The 18,172-nt window shown below is 55.1% G+C and carries 11 protein-coding genes and 3 rRNA genes; 3 read left to right on the top strand and 11 right to left on the bottom strand.

What is annotated here, in order from left to right; genetic code table 11:
• Nucleotides 1-162: 162 nt before the first annotated feature.
• Complete coding sequence (locus tag QN062_RS05795) at nucleotides 163-939, top strand: nitroreductase family protein (RefSeq protein WP_369340899.1); 777 nt, start codon at nucleotides 163-165, stop codon at nucleotides 937-939.
• A gap of 109 nt (nucleotides 940-1,048) precedes the next feature.
• On the opposite strand, the gene QN062_RS05800 is transcribed toward QN062_RS05795, so the two are convergent.
• The 5 genes from QN062_RS05800 to QN062_RS05820 all read right to left on the bottom strand — a co-directional run bounded on the left by QN062_RS05800 (nucleotide 1,049) and on the right by QN062_RS05820 (nucleotide 7,666).
• A complete protein-coding gene (locus QN062_RS05800; RefSeq protein ID WP_369340900.1) occupies nucleotides 1,049-1,297 on the bottom strand; it encodes a hypothetical protein in 249 nt (82 codons plus the stop codon).
• A gap of 25 nt (nucleotides 1,298-1,322) precedes the next feature.
• Nucleotides 1,323-2,258: an aldo/keto reductase family oxidoreductase gene (locus QN062_RS05805; RefSeq protein ID WP_369340901.1), complete on the bottom strand. Its 936-nt coding sequence runs from the start codon at nucleotides 2,256-2,258 to the stop codon at nucleotides 1,323-1,325.
• A 174-nt stretch (nucleotides 2,259-2,432) separates the two neighbouring features.
• Nucleotides 2,433-2,549, bottom strand: a 5S ribosomal RNA gene (gene rrf / locus QN062_RS05810).
• A gap of 166 nt (nucleotides 2,550-2,715) precedes the next feature.
• Nucleotides 2,716-5,773: ribosomal RNA gene (locus tag QN062_RS05815) — 23S ribosomal RNA — on the bottom strand.
• Between the two features lie 371 nt (nucleotides 5,774-6,144).
• Nucleotides 6,145-7,666 (bottom strand): 16S ribosomal RNA (locus QN062_RS05820).
• The 16S, 23S and 5S rRNA genes sit together here, the layout of an rRNA operon.
• Nucleotides 7,667-8,221: 555 nt before the next feature.
• Between QN062_RS05820 and QN062_RS05825 the strand changes: the two genes are divergently transcribed.
• Nucleotides 8,222-8,977 (top strand): Sir2 family NAD-dependent protein deacetylase, encoded by a 756-nt coding sequence (locus tag QN062_RS05825; RefSeq protein WP_369340902.1) that lies wholly within the window; start codon nucleotides 8,222-8,224, stop codon nucleotides 8,975-8,977.
• Between the two features lie 167 nt (nucleotides 8,978-9,144).
• Here the strand turns inward: QN062_RS05825 and QN062_RS05830 are convergent, their stop codons facing one another.
• The 5 genes from QN062_RS05830 to QN062_RS05850 form a co-directional block, all read right to left on the bottom strand.
• Nucleotides 9,145-10,179 carry a siderophore-interacting protein gene (locus tag QN062_RS05830; protein WP_369340903.1) on the bottom strand — a complete coding sequence of 345 codons (1,035 nt, stop codon included), beginning with the start codon at nucleotides 10,177-10,179 and terminating at the stop codon, nucleotides 9,145-9,147.
• The gene (locus QN062_RS05835; RefSeq protein ID WP_369340904.1) at nucleotides 10,176-11,123 is read right to left on the bottom strand and encodes an ABC transporter ATP-binding protein; all 948 of its coding nucleotides are present in this window, start codon (nucleotides 11,121-11,123) and stop codon (nucleotides 10,176-10,178) included. The genes QN062_RS05830 and QN062_RS05835 overlap by 4 nt, the downstream gene beginning before the upstream one ends.
• Complete coding sequence (locus QN062_RS05840) at nucleotides 11,120-12,151, bottom strand: FecCD family ABC transporter permease (RefSeq protein WP_369340905.1); 1,032 nt, start codon at nucleotides 12,149-12,151, stop codon at nucleotides 11,120-11,122. Before QN062_RS05840 ends, QN062_RS05835 begins: the two co-directional genes overlap by 4 nt.
• Nucleotides 12,152-12,163: 12 nt before the next feature.
• Nucleotides 12,164-13,180 (bottom strand): FecCD family ABC transporter permease, encoded by a 1,017-nt coding sequence (locus tag QN062_RS05845; protein ID WP_369340906.1) that lies wholly within the window; start codon nucleotides 13,178-13,180, stop codon nucleotides 12,164-12,166.
• Between the two features lie 126 nt (nucleotides 13,181-13,306).
• Nucleotides 13,307-14,437, bottom strand: a complete 1,131-nt coding sequence (locus tag QN062_RS05850; protein ID WP_369340907.1) for an iron-siderophore ABC transporter substrate-binding protein — start codon at nucleotides 14,435-14,437, stop codon at nucleotides 13,307-13,309.
• A gap of 353 nt (nucleotides 14,438-14,790) precedes the next feature.
• On the opposite strand from QN062_RS05850, the gene ilvA reads away from it, so the two are divergent.
• A complete protein-coding gene (gene ilvA, locus QN062_RS05855; RefSeq protein WP_369340908.1) occupies nucleotides 14,791-16,056 on the top strand; it encodes a threonine ammonia-lyase in 1,266 nt (421 codons plus the stop codon).
• A 62-nt stretch (nucleotides 16,057-16,118) separates the two neighbouring features.
• On the opposite strand, the gene QN062_RS05860 is transcribed toward ilvA, so the two are convergent.
• A complete protein-coding gene (locus tag QN062_RS05860) occupies nucleotides 16,119-17,996 on the bottom strand; it encodes an alpha-glucosidase (protein ID WP_369340909.1) in 1,878 nt (625 codons plus the stop codon).
• Between the last annotated feature and the right edge of the window lie 176 nt (nucleotides 17,997-18,172).

Raw genomic sequence — 18,172 nt, forward strand, 5'->3', positions numbered from 1 at the left:
GATAAATCGCGCCCTGTCTTCTCATTTTCAGCAAAGCTTGGCACAATGTATTCAATGAACCAAAACAATCACACTCAGTCTGATTCTGAGACACAATCGGAGACACCAGCACAACTAGCCGAATCTTGGCACGGCAGCGATGCCACCGCCCATAACGACGCGATGGACACTCTTCTGAATCGTAGATCGATACGTCGGTTCGAATCCACGCCGATTCCACCCAAGACCTCTGAACTTCTCGAACTTGCCGCGCAGCGTGCAGCCACCAGTCAGTTCTTGAACGCGTGGTCAGCCATAAGAATCACCGATCCTGCGCTCAAGCAGCAGCTGGCTGAAATTGGCGAGCAACCCTATATCGCCGAGGCGCCCCTGCTGTACATATTCGTTCTCGATCAGCGCCGGAACGCACATATCGCCAAAGAACAGGGAATCGATGTCTCTGCCGACGGCTTCAATCTTGCCTCCAGCTACCGATTCCTTCAGGCACAGAACGATGCGGTCCTTGCCCTGCATGCAATGGAGACTGCCGCAGAGTCCCTCGGACTCGGCTGCGTGATCCTCGGTTCGGTCCTGAACGACATTGACAGGCTCATCACGCTACTGCATCTGCGGCAACTCACATTCCCGGTCCTTGGCCTTGCCATCGGCAAGCCAGCCCAGCAGCCCACTCTCAAGCCACGCATGCCCCGGTCGATGCAGTTCTTCGAAAACGCCTATCCGGCTGATTTTGACAATGAGGAATTCTCGCAATCGCTCATCTCCTTTGATGCCACGGTTCATCAATACTATGATCTGCGTCATGCCGACCGTCCCGTCGCAGCATTCAGCGCCCAAATCAAAAAGGTATCGTCAGCCAAGCCTTCGAGGCTGAACGATATCGGACGATTGGCCCCAAAGCAGGGATTCGATATCAGGACGCAGCCAGAGCAGGAACACTGACCTTGCACGCATCCTGAGGATCGTGAAGGCCTGGAAACACCGGATTGGCATCGACATAAGTCCGATCCGTGCGCCTTATCCTCGAAGATCGCCAGCACGATCGAACCATCTATCGTCTTGGCTTATACCCCTTCTTGCGAGAATGCGGCTTGCGAGAGCGTTCCAGATCATGGTGTGGCAGGCTGGTCGAGGGATCTCTGCTTGTCAGATGCCACATTTCGCAATAGTCGCATCTATACACCCACAACCTCACCCCACGGCTGACGAAGCTCTCGTCAGCCGCCCGCTCTGCAATTGCCTTGTCATGATACATGATCTTCGACGTCGCGCGGCATCGTTGTGGGGTGAAAAAGTGCATACTGCTATCGTAGGTCCACGTTTCACTAGGGCAGGTCGTTGCCTGCGGAAACATAGAGATCGTACCATTCCTGTCTTGTCAGCTCGACATCCGCGCCGGCAATCATCTGTGTGAGTCGCGACGGTGTCATCGACCCGAGGAGAACTTGCATCCGCGCAGGATGGCGCAGAATCCAAGCCACTGCAATGGCGCTTGCATTGACTTGGTACTTGGCCGCAAGTTCATCCAGCTTCGCATTAAGCTCAGGAAACTTGGGACTGCCAAGGAACACTCCCTCGAAGAATCCATATTGGAATGGACTCCATGCTTGAATCGTCATCCTATGAAGACGCGAATAGGAGATAAGCCCACCATCGTGGTCGATGCTCGCGGAATCGTCCATGTTGACATGCATTTCCTGCTGCACCATGGCAGTGTGACCAAGCCCGAACTGCAACTGGTTGACCTCGAGCTTCTCGTCCAACGCACTTTGCAGAAGATCGATCTGACCGGGGTTGACGTTGCTTACGCCAAAGTGGTGGACCTTGCCCTGATTGCGTAGGGTTTGGAACGCATCCGCCAGGTCATCGAGCTCAACCAAGGTATCTGGCCTGTGCAGCAGGGCAAAATCGACGTAGTCAACCTGAAGGTTGTCCAATTCCTTGTCAAGAGCGGCGAGCAGATGCTTCTTTGAAAAGTCATAGCCGACGATGTGTCCATGATCGTCTCTCGCAATGCCGAATTTAGTCTCCAAGACAATGCTCGTCCTCTGAACGCCAAGATCCTTGATTGACTGACCGAATCTGCGAGAACTCTCGCCGTCCGCGTACACATCCGCCGTGTCAAAGAAGTTGATGCCCCCATCCAAGGCTGCCTCGACGACAGCGTTGGCCTCAGCCTGCGACTTGTCTGCGATTCTCATTACACCGAGGGCGGTGCGAGAAGCATGAACGCCAGTCGTACCAATATCCAAAAACTTCATTGTCTCTCCCTGTCTTGGAATTACCGTTCGGTACAACAATATCGAGCATGTTTATGAAACATGAACACTTACGGAAAATATTCACTCAGCTAAACACGATAAGCGACGGAGGTGTGTGTGGGTATGGTTCGACCCCGGGGAGCTGTGCTCTACCCGGGGTCTCCCCGTCGTGTGAAGCGACGACGCGCTACTCTCCCACACCCTGACGAGTGCAGTACCATCGCCGTGCTAGGCCTTAGCTTCCAGGTTCGGAATGGAACTGGGCGTTTCCCCTAGGCTATGGTCGCCGCAAATCTTCGAATTATCACGCGCACTCTCATGCGCATGGCCTGTGGTCGCTTGGGAACCGGACAGTGGACGCTATACTTCATCGATCGCTGCAGTCAACAAGTGCTCCTTGCTGCTGGGATGCCTGCTAGAAGGACCTGCATATCCACCCACCACCAGGGATGAGTGAAGTATGATTGCCTTTCGACTGTTAGTACCGGTCAGCTCCAACCCTCGCGGGTCTTCCACATCCGGCCTATCAACCATGTAATCTTCATGGAGTCTTCAGAAACTCAAGGTTTCACGGAATTCTTATCTTGGAGAAGGCTTCCCGCTTAGATGCTTTCAGCGGTTATCCCTTCCGAACGTAGCTAACCAGCCGTGCCGCTGGCGCGACAACTGGCATACCAGAGGTTCGTCCACCCAGGTCCTCTCGTACTATGGGCAGGACTCCTCAAAATTCCAACGAGCGCAGAGGATAGAGACCAAACTGTCTCACGACGTTCTGAACCCAGCTCGCGTGCCGCTTTAATCGGCGAACAGCCGAACCCTTGGGACCTGCTACAGCCCCAGGATGCGACGAGCCGACATCGAGGTGCCAAACCATCCCGTCGATATGGACTCTTGGGAATGATCAGCCTGTTATCCCCGGGGTACCTTTTATCCGTTGAGCGATGCCGCGTCCGTACACCGGCACCGGATCACTATTTCCGACTTTCGTCCCTGCTCGACCTGTCAGTCTCACAGTCAAGCTCCCTTGTGCAATTACACTCAACACCCGATTGCCAACCGGGCTGAGGGAACCTTTGAGCGCCTCCGTTACTCTTTAGGAGGCAACCGCCCCAGTTAAACTACCCGCCAGGCACTGTCCCTGACGTGGATAACACGTCGAGGTTAGATATCAAATGAGAACAGAGCGGTATTTCACTTGGCGACTCCACTCAGGCTGGCGCCCAAGCTTCGAAGTCTCCCGCCTATGCTACACAGTTCGCACCTAATACCAATACCAAGGTATAGTAAAGGTCCCGGGGTCTTTTCGTCCTTCTGCGCTTAACGAGCATCTTTACTCGTACTGCAATTTCGCCGAGCTCCTGGTCGAGACAGTGGGGAAGTCGTTACGCCATTCGTGCAGGTCGGAACTTACCCGACAAGGAATTTCGCTACCTTAGGATGGTTATAGTTACCACCGCCGTTTACCGGGGCTTAAATTCACCGCTTCGCCGAAGCTGACGGATCCTCTTAACCTTCCGGCACCGGGCAGGCGTCAGTGCATATACAGCGACTTTCGTCTTCGCATGCACCTGTGTTTTTGGTAAACAGTCGCTACCCCCTGGTCTGTGCCACCCGCTACGGCTCGCCGCGTGAAGCGGTCCACCATGACGGGTCTCCCTTATACCGAAGGCACGGGAGTAATTTGCCGAGTTCCTTGACCAGGATTCTCTCGATCGCTTTGGTATTCTCTACCTGACCACCTGTGTTGGTTTAGGGTACGGGCGGCAATGGATCTAGCACCGAAGCTTTTCTTGACAGCCTGGATCACCGGATTCGAGCCTGAAGGCTCCCATCATCACACCTCGGGCTCACGCACGACGGATTTGCCTATCGTGCACCCTGCGTGCTTGACCACGGAATACCACCTCCGCAGCCGGCTACCATTCTGTGTCACTCCTGTGCTGTCCTACTGTAAGGAAAGGTCGAAACCACGACGCCATCCATGACCCGAAGGTCACCTCAGGCACCGCAGGATCTTAGTACTCCAAATCTCGGATTGGGCGATCCAAAGCCGGTAGGAGAATATCAACTCCTTCATCCATTCGACTACGCCTGTCGGCCTCGCCTTAGGACCCGACTAACCCAGGGACGATGAACGTGGCCCTGGAACCCTTAGTCATCCAGCGTGGGAGATTGTCACTCCCATTTCGCTACTCATGTCTGCATTCTCACTTCCGTACAGTCCACGGCCGAGTTCCCTCGCCGCTTCGCCCCGTACGGAACGCTCTCCTACCCATCAGCACTAGGCTGATGCCGCGTCTTCGGTGGTGTGCTTGAGCCCCGCTACATTGTCGGCGCGGAACCACTAGACCAGTGAGCTGTTACGCACTCTTTCAAGGGTGGCTGCTTCTAAGCCAACCTCCTGGCTGTCTATGCGACTCCACATCCTTTCCCACTTAGCACACGCTTTGGGACCTTAGACGACGATCTGGGCTGTTTCCCTTTTGACTACGAAGCTTATCCCCCGCAGACTCACTGCCGCAATACACTTCACAGGTATTCGGAGTTTGGTTGCTGTTGGTACCCTATACGGGCCCGCAAGCATCCAGTAGCTCTACCCCCTGGAAGCAATCAAACGACGCTGCACCTAAATGCATTTCGGAGAGAACCAGCTATCACGGAATTTGATTGGCCTTTCACCCCTAACCCTAAGTCATCGGCTCAGTTTTCAACCTAAGTCCGTCCGGTCCTCCACGCAGTCTTACCCACGCTTCAACCTGCTCAGGGCTAGATCATCCCGCTTCGGGTCCAGGACATGCGACTAAAACGCCTTTTAAGACTCGCTTTCGCTACGGATCCCCCACTCGGGTTAACCTCGCCACATATCACTGACTCGCAGACTCATTTTTCGATAGGCACGCCGTCACCCCGAAAGGCTCCGACGGTTTGTAAGCACATGGTTTCAGAAACTATTTCACTCCCCTCCCGGGGTACTTTTCACCTTTCCCTCACGGTACTCGTTCGCTATCGGTCAGATAGAAATATTTAGGCTTATCCAACGGTCTGGACAGATTCGCACGGAATTCCTCGAGTTCCGTACTACTTGGGAGAAACGATCGACAGACAGCGCGCCTTCGACTACGGGGCCATCACCCTCTACGGCCAGGTCTTCAATCCTGTTCGTCTATCACGCTGTTTTATCACTGACGCCAGCCCTGTCAGAGGCCGGACACGTCTTCCCACGACACCCAATGCGCAACGCCTGACAGCTATCACGCGCACTCGGTTTAGCCTGATCCGCTTTCGCTCGCCACTACTCACGGAATATCTTTTCCTGCAGGTACTGAGATGTTTCACTTCCCTGCGTACCCCCCGCACAAGGCGGTACCGCCCCATGACGGGCGGTGTGTTTCCACATTCAGAAATCCTCGGATCGAAGCCCTGTTGGCGGCTCCCCGAGGCTTATCGCAGCCTCATACGTCTTTCATCGGTTCTATCTGCCAAGGCATCCACCATATGCCCTTGTAAGCAACACATACGAACAACATATGCCCTACTACAAGCCTCTACTAGCAAATTCCCAGACAACAAATCATCACACTAAAATTGATCACAAACGATCGACACAAACTCCAAACGGAGTTCGGTCTGAAATATACAGCAAGCAATAAATGCTTGCTCGCGTCCACTATCCAGTTCTCAAGCCACCACCGCACTACCAGCATCAACCACCGAAAACGACGGCATCCACCGGAAGGCATCGAATCGCCGAGTGGCAATCCGGGAGCCCAAAAGCGTATCTGCACTGCAAAGCCAACCACTCGTTCCACGCCAGCATGCCCACGCGACCACCGCAATGATGGCCCGAAAGGCTCGTTCGCCACAAACCGTGGCATATTCTCCGTAGAAAGGAGGTGATCCAGCCGCACCTTCCGGTACGGCTACCTTGTTACGACTTAGTCCCAATCACGAGTCTCACCTTAGACGGCTCCCCCCAAAAGGTTAGGCCACCGGCTTCGGGTGCTACCCACTTTCATGACTTGACGGGCGGTGTGTACAAGGCCCGGGAACGCATTCACCGCGACGTTGCTGATTCGCGATTACTAGCGACTCCGCCTTCATGGAGCCGAGTTGCAGGCTCCAATCCGAACTGAGACCGGTTTTAAGAGATTGGCTCCATGTCGCCATGTCGCATCTCGTTGTACCGGCCATTGTAGCATGCGTGAAGCCCTAGACGTAAGGGGCATGATGATCTGACGTCATCCCCACCTTCCTCCGAGTTAACCCCGGCGGTCCCTTGTGAGTTCCCGCCATGACGCGCTGGCAACACAAGGCAAGGGTTGCGCTCGTTGCGGGACTTAACCCAACATCTCACGACACGAGCTGACGACGACCATGCACCACCTGTGAATCGGCCCCGAAGGGAAGCCCCATCTCTGGGACGGTCCGAAACATGTCAAGCCTAGGTAAGGTTCTTCGCGTTGCATCGAATTAATCCGCATGCTCCGCCGCTTGTGCGGGCCCCCGTCAATTTCTTTGAGTTTTAGCCTTGCGGCCGTACTCCCCAGGCGGGATGCTTAACGCGTTAGCTCCGACACGGAACCCGTGGAATGGGCCCCACATCCAGCATCCACCGTTTACGGCATGGACTACCAGGGTATCTAATCCTGTTCGCTCCCCATGCTTTCGCTCCTCAGCGTCAGTAACAGCCCAGAGACCTGCCTTCGCCATTGGTGTTCTTCCCGATATCTACACATTCCACCGTTACACCGGGAATTCCAGTCTCCCCTACTGCACTCTAGCCTGCCCGTACCCGGCGCAGATCCACCGTTAAGCGATGGACTTTCACACCAGGCGTGACAAACCGCCTACGAGCTCTTTACGCCCAATAATTCCGGATAATGCTTGCACCCTACGTATTACCGCGGCTGCTGGCACGTAGTTAGCCGGTGCTTATTCAAAAGGTACACTCACTCTCGCTTGCTCCCAATTAAAAGCGGTTTACAACCCGAAGGCCGTCATCCCGCACGCGGCGTCGCTGCATCAGGGTTTCCCCCATTGTGCAATATTCCCCACTGCTGCCTCCCGTAGGAGTCTGGGCCGTATCTCAGTCCCAATGTGGCCGGTCGCCCTCTCAGGCCGGCTACCCGTCAAAGCCTTGGTGAGCCATTACCTCACCAACAAGCTGATAGGACGCGACACCATCTCATACCGCTAACACTTTCCCGACCATCCATGCGGAAGGTCGGAACATCCGGCATTACCACCCGTTTCCAGGAGCTATTCCAGAGTATGAGGCAGGTTAGTCACGCATTACTCACCCGTTCGCCACTCTCACCGAGACGCAAGCGCCTCGGATCCCGTTCGACTTGCATGTGTTAAGCACGCCGCCAGCATTCATCCTGAGCCAGAATCAAACCCTCCACAAAAAAACATGAAGAATCGAAAACGACTCCTAAAATAATTCATATTGACGGATTCGTCTAAAAGACGAACCACACAAAAAAATGACGATCATTAAGTCCTCCCGGACACCCAGGCACAAACCCAGGCTCACGCCAAACTGGCAATTAATTGACTATAAAAAGTAGTACAAATACACTCTTGAGTTCTCAAACCACCACCACACCAACAAGCTTTGTTCTCTCACTTGGAGAAATCCGCCGTGTTGAGCAGCGAAGTACAAGCCTACACTCTTTTGGGCTGTTTCGCATCTTTGCGGGTGTGATTAAACCGAGAGACGTTGAAAATAAACGCTTCTCTCGGTGTGTCGGATTTATGTGAAACACCAGCCGCGCATCAGAGCGCTCCGATTCACATTGCTTTCAGACAGTCATATTTTTCCCTCACCTGCGTGTCGTCCTTCCTATTATGACCTAGATGTCATTTCCATGTGATTTCGATGAATCGAACTCTCCGTCACAGGCGCATCTGCCAAGACAATGTCTCGATAAAATGCGCTTCTTTCGTGGTAAGACTTGAGTATGGCTAAAAAGATCGCAGTACTGACAGGCGCCGGAATTTCAACTTCAGCGGGCATTCCGGATTTCCGCGGACCCGAAGGCGTCTGGACGAAACATCCCGAGCAGATGAATGTATATGACCTCGACTCATTCCTTTCCGACAAGAAGGCACGTGAATACTCATGGCGGTGGCAAAAGGAGTCGCCGGTATGGGGCGCGCAACCCGGAGTCGCTCACAAGGCCCTGGCAAAGCTTGAGCATGCGGGGCTGCTGACTCTGCTGGCGACGCAGAACTTTGATGCACTTCATGAGAAGGCAGGCAACAGCGATGACGTCATCGTCAACCTCCACGGGACCATCGGCACCTCGCACTGCATGAAATGCGGCGCCGAATATGACACCGCCGAGATCATGGACAATCTTGACGCCGAGCCCGATCCATGCTGCCATCGCAAGCTCCCATTCAGTGGAAACATGCCTTGCAACGGAATCATCAAGACCGACGTGGTGTACTTTGGACAGGCCTTGCCGGACGGCTCCATGGAGAAGAGCATGCGTCTGGCATCTTCGGCCGATGAATTCTGGGTGATCGGTTCAACGCTTGAGGTGTATCCGGCAGCGTCGTTGGTTCCGGTTGCGGCACAGGCGGGGGTGCCTGTGACCATCATGAACATGGGACGCACTCAATATGATTCAATTGCGACCCGGCTGATACATGACCCGATTCAGGACGCACTGCCGAAACTGGTCGATGAAACGATTGCAGCGAACGACTGATGGCACGCAGAGGGACTGATCCTTGTTCTCTCTGCTCCTAAGACAAGAAGGAACGGGCTGCGCGATGTATCCACGGCTGTCGCTCAACGATTTCGCAAATTCCCATACGGACATTGTGACTTCGCCGAATTCTCCTGGCAGAGCAGCGGGATGCCATCACGATCAGATCACATTTCGGGTTTGCCTGCACGCCAATACCCCATGAAGGCAACAGCTGAGCGGTCAACGCCGTATTGCTGCACAATCATGCGCCGAAGGGTGCGAATTACCGAAGCCTCACCAGCCATCCATGCATAGAACGGGCGTCCAATCGCCGATTCGGGAGTCTCCCATAGCAATTCCCTGTCTACATCGACGTCTTCCAGGGCGATGGACTGTCTCGAAGACGGATTCGAAGACGCATCGCCGTGGCTCAGCATCGCAAGGTTCGTGGCAGCATAGGTACGCATGCGAGATATCAGACTGGCTCCTCGTTCAATGTCCGGTTCACCAGGGCGATGTGAATCCGAACGGGCGACCCAATCAATGGTGAAGCCAAGCTCTGCCGCGTCGACGAAGCCCGCTGTCTGATTCAATGCCTCCATATCCCGAGAATCGGGAACCTCAAGCAATGCGACTCCATGCCCGCGCCATGCAGCGTTCTTCAATGACGCGAGGATCCCGCCGATTCCAGGAACGGCAGTCTCATCGCCGACCAGCAGCAGGTTCTTTGCATCCCCGGGGTGAAAATCAATGCCTTCCGCGGAGTGAATGGAGTGCTCGTCCGGCCCTATGACGAAGATTTCATCACCCGGCTGCGCCTTCCACACGAAAGCTCCGGCCGGACCGGGGTTGTCGTGGAGAATGCAATCGACGGTTAGCTGGCGTGACACGGGGTCGATCGCCCGAATCGTATAGGTGCGCATCGGATTGCGGTCTTCTGGAGGCAGCGCGGACCAGCGTTCCCACCATGAACCCTTGTGTATCGACTGAGGCGAGCACATGTCAGGATCGCCCCAACGGCCGCCCTCAAGTGGCAGCAGCAGCTTGATTCTTTGGTCGAAGCCATCGGTGCCGAAATCGACAAGATCGTCACCTTCGAATACGAGTCTCACGAAGCTTGGAGAGAGAGGGATGCGTTTTACGACATGAACGCGATATGGCCTCGCTCCTGGGCGATCATCCTTGATGTGTCGATCATTGGAAAGATTGCTGGGCCTCATAGCTTCTCCTCTTCGAACATTGCACGCTTTGGCGCGAGCGCATGGCGCGAATCTGCGATTATCATTGGCGTTGAGCTTTCTGGATCCTGGATAATGCGAACATCCATTCCGAAGACGCGGCTGATGACCTCTGGGGTGACGACCTCTTCCGCCGTGCCGATTGTGTCGCATTCACCGTCTTTCATGGCCAGAATCCAATCGGCGTACCTTGCGGCCAGATTGATGTCATGAATCACCATGATTATGGTGATTCCATCGATTGCATTCAAATCCGCAAGCAGATCAAGGACTTCAAGCTGATAGGCGACATCGAGATAAGTGGTCGGCTCATCAAGAAGAAGAATGTCAGTATCCTGCGCAAGCGTAAGGGCAATCCAGGCGCGCTGACGTTGGCCTCCGGAAAGCTGGTCCACGCTGCGATCGGCCAGTTCGGCCATGTGCGTGACTGCCAAGGCATGGTCAACGGCATCCTGATCCTGGCGTGACCATGCTGAGCCGAACTTGTGGTATGGGTATCTTCCCCGCGAGACAAGGTCAGACACGGTGATGCCATCGGGAGCGATCGGCGATTGAGGAAGGATGCCAAGCTGCGTCGCGACGCGTTTGGTCGGCAGCTTCGCAATGTCATGCCCGTTAAGTATCACCGTGCCGCCCTGCGGCTTCACCAGTCGCGCCAAGGCTCGAAGAAAGGTCGACTTGCCACAGCCATTTGCGCCGATTATCGCACCTATCTGGCCGCCGTGAACATCGAGGTCCACGCCTTTGACAGCGAGATGCCTGCCATAGGCAACGCTGACCTTCTCTGCTGAAAGGCTGGCAGAGCGGGCACTCGTGGTACCCGCTGCCTGCGTCACGGTCCGTCTCGCAGCCTGTCCTGCGTTTCGAATGACGGGACCGAGGGAATGTTCAGCAGAAGCCATGACATCGGATTCCTGCGGTTTCATAGTTGTGACTCCTTCCTCATGGAAAAGTACATGAGAATGACGAGGACCGGACCACCGACCACACTGGTAACGACTCCGACAGGGAACTGTGTCCCCGTTGCATGCTGGGCGATGATGTCAGATCCAAGGACAAGGCATGAACCGACCAGACCTGAGGTGACGATTGCCGAAGAACCTGAGCGAATCAGTCTCACGGCGATAGGCCCTGCGAGGAACGAGACGAAGGCGATGGGACCGACTGCGCTCGTCGCAATCGAAAGCATCAGGACGGCAACAACGACAATGGCCGCACGTGCCAGACCGACCCTTATACCGAGCCCCGCTGCGATGCCGTCTCCCAGTCGGAGCATATCGAGTTGGCGACTCAACGGCATCACCAAGGCACAGCCAATCGTGAGGGCAATGATCGTGATGATGGCATATGTCCAATCAGCATCCGCAAGACTGCCGGTGAGCCACCGGGAGGCGGATTGAATATCCCATTGATCGGCGCGTACGAGCATCCAGGAGCTGATGGCATTAAGCATGGCGCCGACGGCGATGCCTATCAATACGAGCCGCTGAGGGGCGAATCCATGATGAAATGTGAGCAATGCGACCACTATCGCAGTGGCGAGCCCACCAAGAATGGCGAATGCGCTGAGTTGCAGGCCGGAGATGCCAAGGACAACGATGCCAAAGACGGCAGCCGTGTTCGCTCCCTCGGTGATGCCGATGATATCCGGGCTTGCAAGCGGATTGTGCAACAACCGTTGAAAGCTTGCGCCGGCCATGCCAAAGAGCGCCCCGCAGGCGAATGCGGTCAGCGCCCGGGGAAGTCTGAGCTCTCCGATGACGAAGGTGATGCCGGACGGAGCGTGGCCTGCCATGACATTCACGACATCGGAGAAGGAATACGTCGAGTCGCCGAAAACAATGTCGGAATAGAGCAAGGCGAAGGCCAGAATAAGCAAGGCCGACATGACTGACACCGCTCTCTGCGAAGATCTTCGAGTGCCAAGCGTCTGTCCACCATAGGTGCCGTTCATGATTCCCCTTCCTCAAACCTGACGAAGCATTCGACCGCGGGCAAGGATGATGAAGAATGGCGCACCGATGATTGCGGTTACTATGCCGACCTCGATGTCCGACGGACGAGTGAGGATGCGTCCGACGATGTCTGAAGCCAACAGCAGCATCGGTCCGAGAATCACGGAGATGGCAAGTATGTGACGGTAATCCGAACCTACGATCAGCCGTGCGGCATGAGGAACCACCAGACCCACAAAACCAATCGGACCAGTGAGGGACGTTGTGCCAGCTGAGAGCAGAACAGCGGCTATCCAAGCAATTCCACGAGTCAGCTTCACCCGGCTCCCCAATCCTTCTGCAAGCTCGTCGCCCATGGCAAGAGCATTGATTCCGGGAATCGTGACAAGAGCGAGGACAAGACCTCCGACTATCAAAGGCAGCACAGGAGTCATCAATGCGAAACGCGCGCCTGACAGACCGCCGACCTGCCAGAAACGATAGGTCGAGATCACCTGAATGCGTGGAAGCAATACGGCCGATGTCAGCGAGGACAGCATTGCAGTGATGACGGCTCCGGCCAGGGTCAGCTTGAGGACGGTTGCCCCGCTTGGTCCCATTGAACCGAGAAGCCACACTGCGAGCGCAGCGATGGACGACCCGATCAAGGCCACCCAAACGTATTGCTGAGGCGCATCTAGGCCGAAGAAGGCCATGGAAAGGACAATCGCGAAGGCTGCTCCGCTATTCAAGCCCAGGATCGACGGATCGGCGAGGGGGTTCCTCGTCATTCCCTGCATGAGGGTTCCTGCGACTGCAAGCGATATTCCCGCGAGAATGCCAAGCACCGTTCGCGGCACCCGGAGTCTTACTGCCGCTGCCGAAACGCTTGAATCGGATGGGTCTGAAAACGCATGAAACACCTCGTCGAAAGGCACGGTTCGCGAGCCAATTGCCACGGAAACCAAGCAAAGTGCCACGAGCGCGGCACATCCCAGACAGAGGAATAACGTCAGCCGACCATTCCTTGATTTCGACACAGTGTTCATTCCTCATTCACTTTTCGTTCGAGGGCCTTCGAATTTCTCTGGCGACACATCTTCCATGGCCTAGATGTCTGAGCAGGAATCCATGGTTGAGGCGTGGTGCGCCAGATCGAATCGAAGTGCAATTGTTCAGATGTTATCCGCTGCCTTGGAAAGGAGACCGACGTATTGGCCTACGGTGGCTGGAATCGAAAGCGATGACGGCGCTATCGCCGATTCCAGTGCGGACGAACTGTCGATGACGACCACCGAGCCACGCTTGATGGCCGGGATCTTCCCGATGAGCGGATCTGCCTGCAAGGTCTTGAGGGTCGAACTGTCGCCATAGGTGACGATGATGTCCACATCATCGAGCTGATCGACGTTTTCGCTGGAAATATCCTTGTAGAATGAATCGGTGCTGGCAGAGATTTTCTTCACTGAGGCCGGTGTCTTCAAGCCGAGGTCGTTGAGGAATTCAGGGCGGGTATCAAGCGTCGTATAGACGCTGACCGTCGAGAGCTTCGTGGTGTCGAAATACATGACTGCGGCGGTCTTGCCCTTGATGTTCGGCTTGGCGTCAACGGCCTTCTTGATGGCAGCCTCATCATCTGCGAGGACTTGCTTGCCCTTTGCCTGCATGTTCAAGGCCTTTGCTGCGATGGTGACGACGTCCCGCCATGGTGTCGCCCAGGCCTCCTTCGGATACGCAAGCGTTGGAGCGATCTTGCTCATGGTCTGATATTGCTGCTTGGTGATGCCGGACTGAGTGGCGATTATCAGATCCGGATTGCTCGAAGCGATCGCCTCGGTGTCGATGCTGTCGGACTCGTCATGCAGCTGCGGTGCCTTGCTGCCCGTACCGCCGAGTGCCTTGACCTTTGCAGCGGTCCAGCTGTACATACCGTTCTGTGCATCGCCATCTGACATCTTCGGCATATCCACGGGAAGCACTCCAAGCGAAAGAACGGCATCATAGGTTGTCCATCCAACAGTTGAGATGCGCGTGGGCTTACTTTTCAAGGTGACCGATCCATATGCGTTCTTGATGGTGACCGGATAGCCGCTGGTTGATCCTGATTCGTCTGAAGCCGAAGACGAGCTGCCTGACCCGCATGCGGCCGTCAGTCCTAGGCTGAGAGCCATGATTCCCGCCAAGGTCAATCTCACCGCCTTTCTGGCATGAACCGCCTTTCGCGATTTGACGGTGGAATTAAAGCGGCTCAAGTCTGAAGCCTTGGATGGATTACGCATGCGATCCGCTAGGTCTGCCAACGACATCAACAGCTCCCTCTCTCTATGTTCGTCTTCTCAGTGCGCTCGAGGTCCGCAAGATTCGCGAGATTCGCGCTTGCACATTCTGTGGGATGAATTCCAGATTCCTTCTGCACCTGAAATGTAGCAAATATGTTTTGTATGCAACAGACTTGATTTTTTGGGCTAAGCGGGGTAAGAAGTCCCGATTGATTCATGTGCGGCAATCCGTCATTCATTCTCTGGCAAATGCACCGGTCTTCACTGAAAGGGCCCGTGGATGTCGAGCGTGACAATTCTGGCCGAAATTCTGAGCTCTGCGTCTCATGCCTTGAAACCGTTCGAGTGTCATGCCGCACGCATGGTTCATAATGTGAGACATGCAATCTGATGAAATTGAGGCGTTTCTTTCGCGAAACCATGTTGAAGATTTAAACCAAGCCGCTCAAAGGCTTTCTGGAACGGTTCGCCATACGGATATCATTCCTTCGCAGATCTTGAGCGAAATGACCGGCTTCTCGATCAAATTGAAGCCCGAGAACCTGCAGCGCACCGGATCATTCAAGATTCGTGGGGCCTACAACAAGATCGCATCCTTGCCGCAGGATCAGCTCGACAAGGGCATAATCACCGCCTCTGCCGGCAACCACGCCCAAGGTGTCGCATACGCCGCACGCGAACGCGGCGCGAAGGCGACGATAGTGATGCCACAGATCACACCGCCTCTGAAGGTCGATGCGACTCGTGCATATGGAGCGGATGTGGTGTTGGAAGGCAATGTCTTTGACGAAAGCTTCGCATACGCCGTTCGACAGTCAGATGAAAACGACATCACCTTCGTTCATCCCTTCGATGACTACGACGTGATATGCGGGCAGGGCACCATCGCATTGGAGATACTTCACGACGTGCCCGATGTGACCGACATCGTCGTTCCCATGGGCGGCGGCGGCCTGGCCGCGGGAATTGCCATGGCAGTGAAGAACTTCAAGCCGGACGTTCATGTGATCGGAGCCACTCCGGAAGGCTCTCCCGCTTGGCATGACTCCCTGGCCGCGGGCCATGTGGTTGAGGCGACGAATGTGAATACCTCTGCCGAGGGCGTTGCGGTGAAGCGCCCCGGCGATCTGACATTCAGCCTGCTGAATCAGTATCTTGACGATCTTGTTCTGGTGAGCGAGCGCGATATTTCGGAAATGATTCTGCTCATGCTTGAGAAGCACAAACTGGTCGTTGAAGCAGCCGGTGCCGTTTCTTTGGCAGCGCTGAACCAGCTGTCCAAAAACAGCCAGGTCTTCCAGTCCGCTCCCGGCAAGCATGTGATCGTTCCGATATTGTCTGGCGGCAACATCGACACCGTTACCATTGGTGCGGTCATCCAGCGGGGCATGATCTCACGTGGCAGAATCATGCAGTTCGGGGTGGAATTGCCCGATATCCCAGGCCAGCTGGCAGCGATAGCCAACCTTCTGGCGACTTTGCGAGCCAACGTGATTGAGCTTAACCACGACCAGTTCAAGGCATCTGGTCACTATCGCAATGGGGTGCTGCTCGAGGTGACCGTTGAGACGAATGGGCCTGACCATATCGCCCTTATATTGGACACCTTGCGCACCAAGGGCTTCCGTGTGAGGCAGGAATACTGATTGCTGGAAGTCTTTTCCATTGCTTTCTCTGAAATGCCGCGGTGCAATGGCCAAATGCGCGGCTACACGCGGTAGACGAAGGCCTCCCAGGGTGAAAGTCTGCCGGTAACGAGCGCAGTGGCGGAATGATCGACGGAATAGTTGCTGATAAGCACTCGATCCTGATCGATCATGCCTTCAGCGACAATCGTCCAGGATGGGTCGAGACCGATGATGTTGGCGGTTTGTGGCGGAATCTGCGCCGTGCGACTGGTCAGATTCGCGACGACTACAATGCGGTCCACATCTTCCGAACCATGGGCCACGCCATCCGCATGACCGGGAAGGTCAATAAGAGGAATGGACCTGGTGAATGCATACACGCGCTGGTCATCTGCATCGAGGAGGGTAAAATCGCCTGCCGCCACCACAGGGTCGCTGTGACGCAGGTGAATCAGCTCCTTGTAGAAGGTGAGGACCGAGCTCGGGTTTCGCTGCTCATTGCGCACGTTGATGTATCGCTTGTTGATGTTCACGGGAAGCCATGGATGCCCGTCCATACTGGGCTGCATGAATCCTGCATACCGAGTGCCGTCCCATTGCATGGGGGTTCGCGCATTGTCTCGACTGCGTCGCCCGAGCGCGTCGATCATCTGATCGTGGGTTGACAGATGCATCGACAGCACGCGCACTCGATAGAGGTCCAGAGACTCGATGTCACGGTATTGGTCAAGGGCCGTGAACCCGGCATTCGTCATGCCCAGCTCCTCGCCTTGATAGACATATGGCGTTCCTCGATGCATATGAAGGATCAGACCGAGCGCCTTGGCGGAATAACGGCGCAAATCGTCGGTGGAGGTGTCTCCCCAACGCGACACCACACGGGGCTGGTCATGATTGTTGAAGAACAGGCTGCTCCACCCGGCATCCTGCACGGCACTCTGCTCCTGCGTCATTATTCGCTTGAGAGGAACGATGTCCAACGGCAGAGGATTCCATTTGCTGCCCTTCTCATCGAATTCGACGTGCTTGAAGAGGAAGAGCATGTCAAGCTCGCCATTGGCTGGATCGGTGATGTGACGATCCCTGTCTGGGGTGATGCCTGGAGCCTCGCCGACGGTCAGCGTACCCTCTCGGCCATCGAAGACCTCGCGTCGCATCTCGGAAAGGAACTCATCGAGCCTAGGCCCATCCGCGGCGACCTTCTGGGAATTCGCATAGCCATCTTCGCCAGGCTCGCCATCCGGCAAGGTGCCATCCTCCAAGACAGGCTTCGAAATCAAAGTGATGACATCCATGCGGAATCCATCGATGCCTCGATCCATCCACCAATTCATCATGTCGAAAATGGCCTGTCGCACATTTGGATTTTCCCAGTTCAAGTCTGGTTGCTTGGGAGAGAACGAGTGCAGATAATATTCACCGCGATCGGCATCGAAATCCCATGCGGAACCTCCAAAATCAGAACCCCAGTTGTTGGGTTCTGCGCCTGGAGTGCCAGGAACATGGCCAGGCTTTGGAGGACGCCACCAATACCAGTCGGTATAGCCGTCGACCCGTCCACGCGAAGCCTTGAACCATGCATGTTCGTCGGACGTATGGTTCACTACAAGATCCATGATGAGCTTCATGCCACGCTCATGAACGCCGGCGATCAAGTCATCCATATCATAGAGATTGCCAAAAACAGGGTCGATCGCCTGATAATCCGATATGTCATAGCCATTGTCATCCTGCGGAGACTTATAAACGGGGCTGAGCCAAATAACGTCGATGCCCAGATCTGCAAGATAGTCCAGCCGTGACGTGATGCCGGGGATGTCACCAATGCCATCGCCGTTGGAGTCCTGAAAACTTCTGGGATATATCTGATACACGACTGCATTCGACCACCAGGGATTGGGTGTCGCACCATTCGTACGGATTGAATCCGGAAGATATATGCGCTGCTCGTCGGTCATGTCCCTCATCTCAAAAGGCTTGCAAACTTGTGGCGACACTGCTGAAAGCGAAGCAGTGAACCGCTCAGGAATGTCTTGCTGAGCGGTTCACTGCGTCCTATGTCGGAACAACGACAATAGTAGACGCTACAGACTGTATGAAGCCAAAGATTTGCGAGATTTCGCAGTGCAAGAAC

Origin of the sequence: Bifidobacterium sp. WK012_4_13, assembly GCF_041080835.1 — a bacterium.
In the GTDB taxonomy this organism is placed as follows: domain Bacteria; phylum Actinomycetota; class Actinomycetes; order Actinomycetales; family Bifidobacteriaceae; genus Bombiscardovia; species Bombiscardovia fermentum.

Coding starts and splice junctions, on each gene's coding strand:
- QN062_RS05795 (WP_369340899.1), top strand. CDS start 163: ATGGACACTCTTCTGAATCGTAGATCGATACGTCGGTTCGAATCCACG.
- QN062_RS05800 (WP_369340900.1), bottom strand. CDS start 1,297: ATGCACTTTTTCACCCCACAACGATGCCGCGCGACGTCGAAGATCATG.
- QN062_RS05805 (WP_369340901.1), bottom strand. CDS start 2,258: ATGAAGTTTTTGGATATTGGTACGACTGGCGTTCATGCTTCTCGCACC.
- QN062_RS05825 (WP_369340902.1), top strand. CDS start 8,222: ATGGCTAAAAAGATCGCAGTACTGACAGGCGCCGGAATTTCAACTTCA.
- QN062_RS05830 (WP_369340903.1), bottom strand. CDS start 10,179: ATGAGGCCCAGCAATCTTTCCAATGATCGACACATCAAGGATGATCGC.
- QN062_RS05835 (WP_369340904.1), bottom strand. CDS start 11,123: ATGAAACCGCAGGAATCCGATGTCATGGCTTCTGCTGAACATTCCCTC.
- QN062_RS05840 (WP_369340905.1), bottom strand. CDS start 12,151: ATGAACGGCACCTATGGTGGACAGACGCTTGGCACTCGAAGATCTTCG.
- QN062_RS05845 (WP_369340906.1), bottom strand. CDS start 13,180: ATGAACACTGTGTCGAAATCAAGGAATGGTCGGCTGACGTTATTCCTC.
- QN062_RS05850 (WP_369340907.1), bottom strand. CDS start 14,437: ATGTCGTTGGCAGACCTAGCGGATCGCATGCGTAATCCATCCAAGGCT.
- ilvA (WP_369340908.1), top strand. CDS start 14,791: ATGCAATCTGATGAAATTGAGGCGTTTCTTTCGCGAAACCATGTTGAA.
- QN062_RS05860 (WP_369340909.1), bottom strand. CDS start 17,996: ATGACCGACGAGCAGCGCATATATCTTCCGGATTCAATCCGTACGAAT.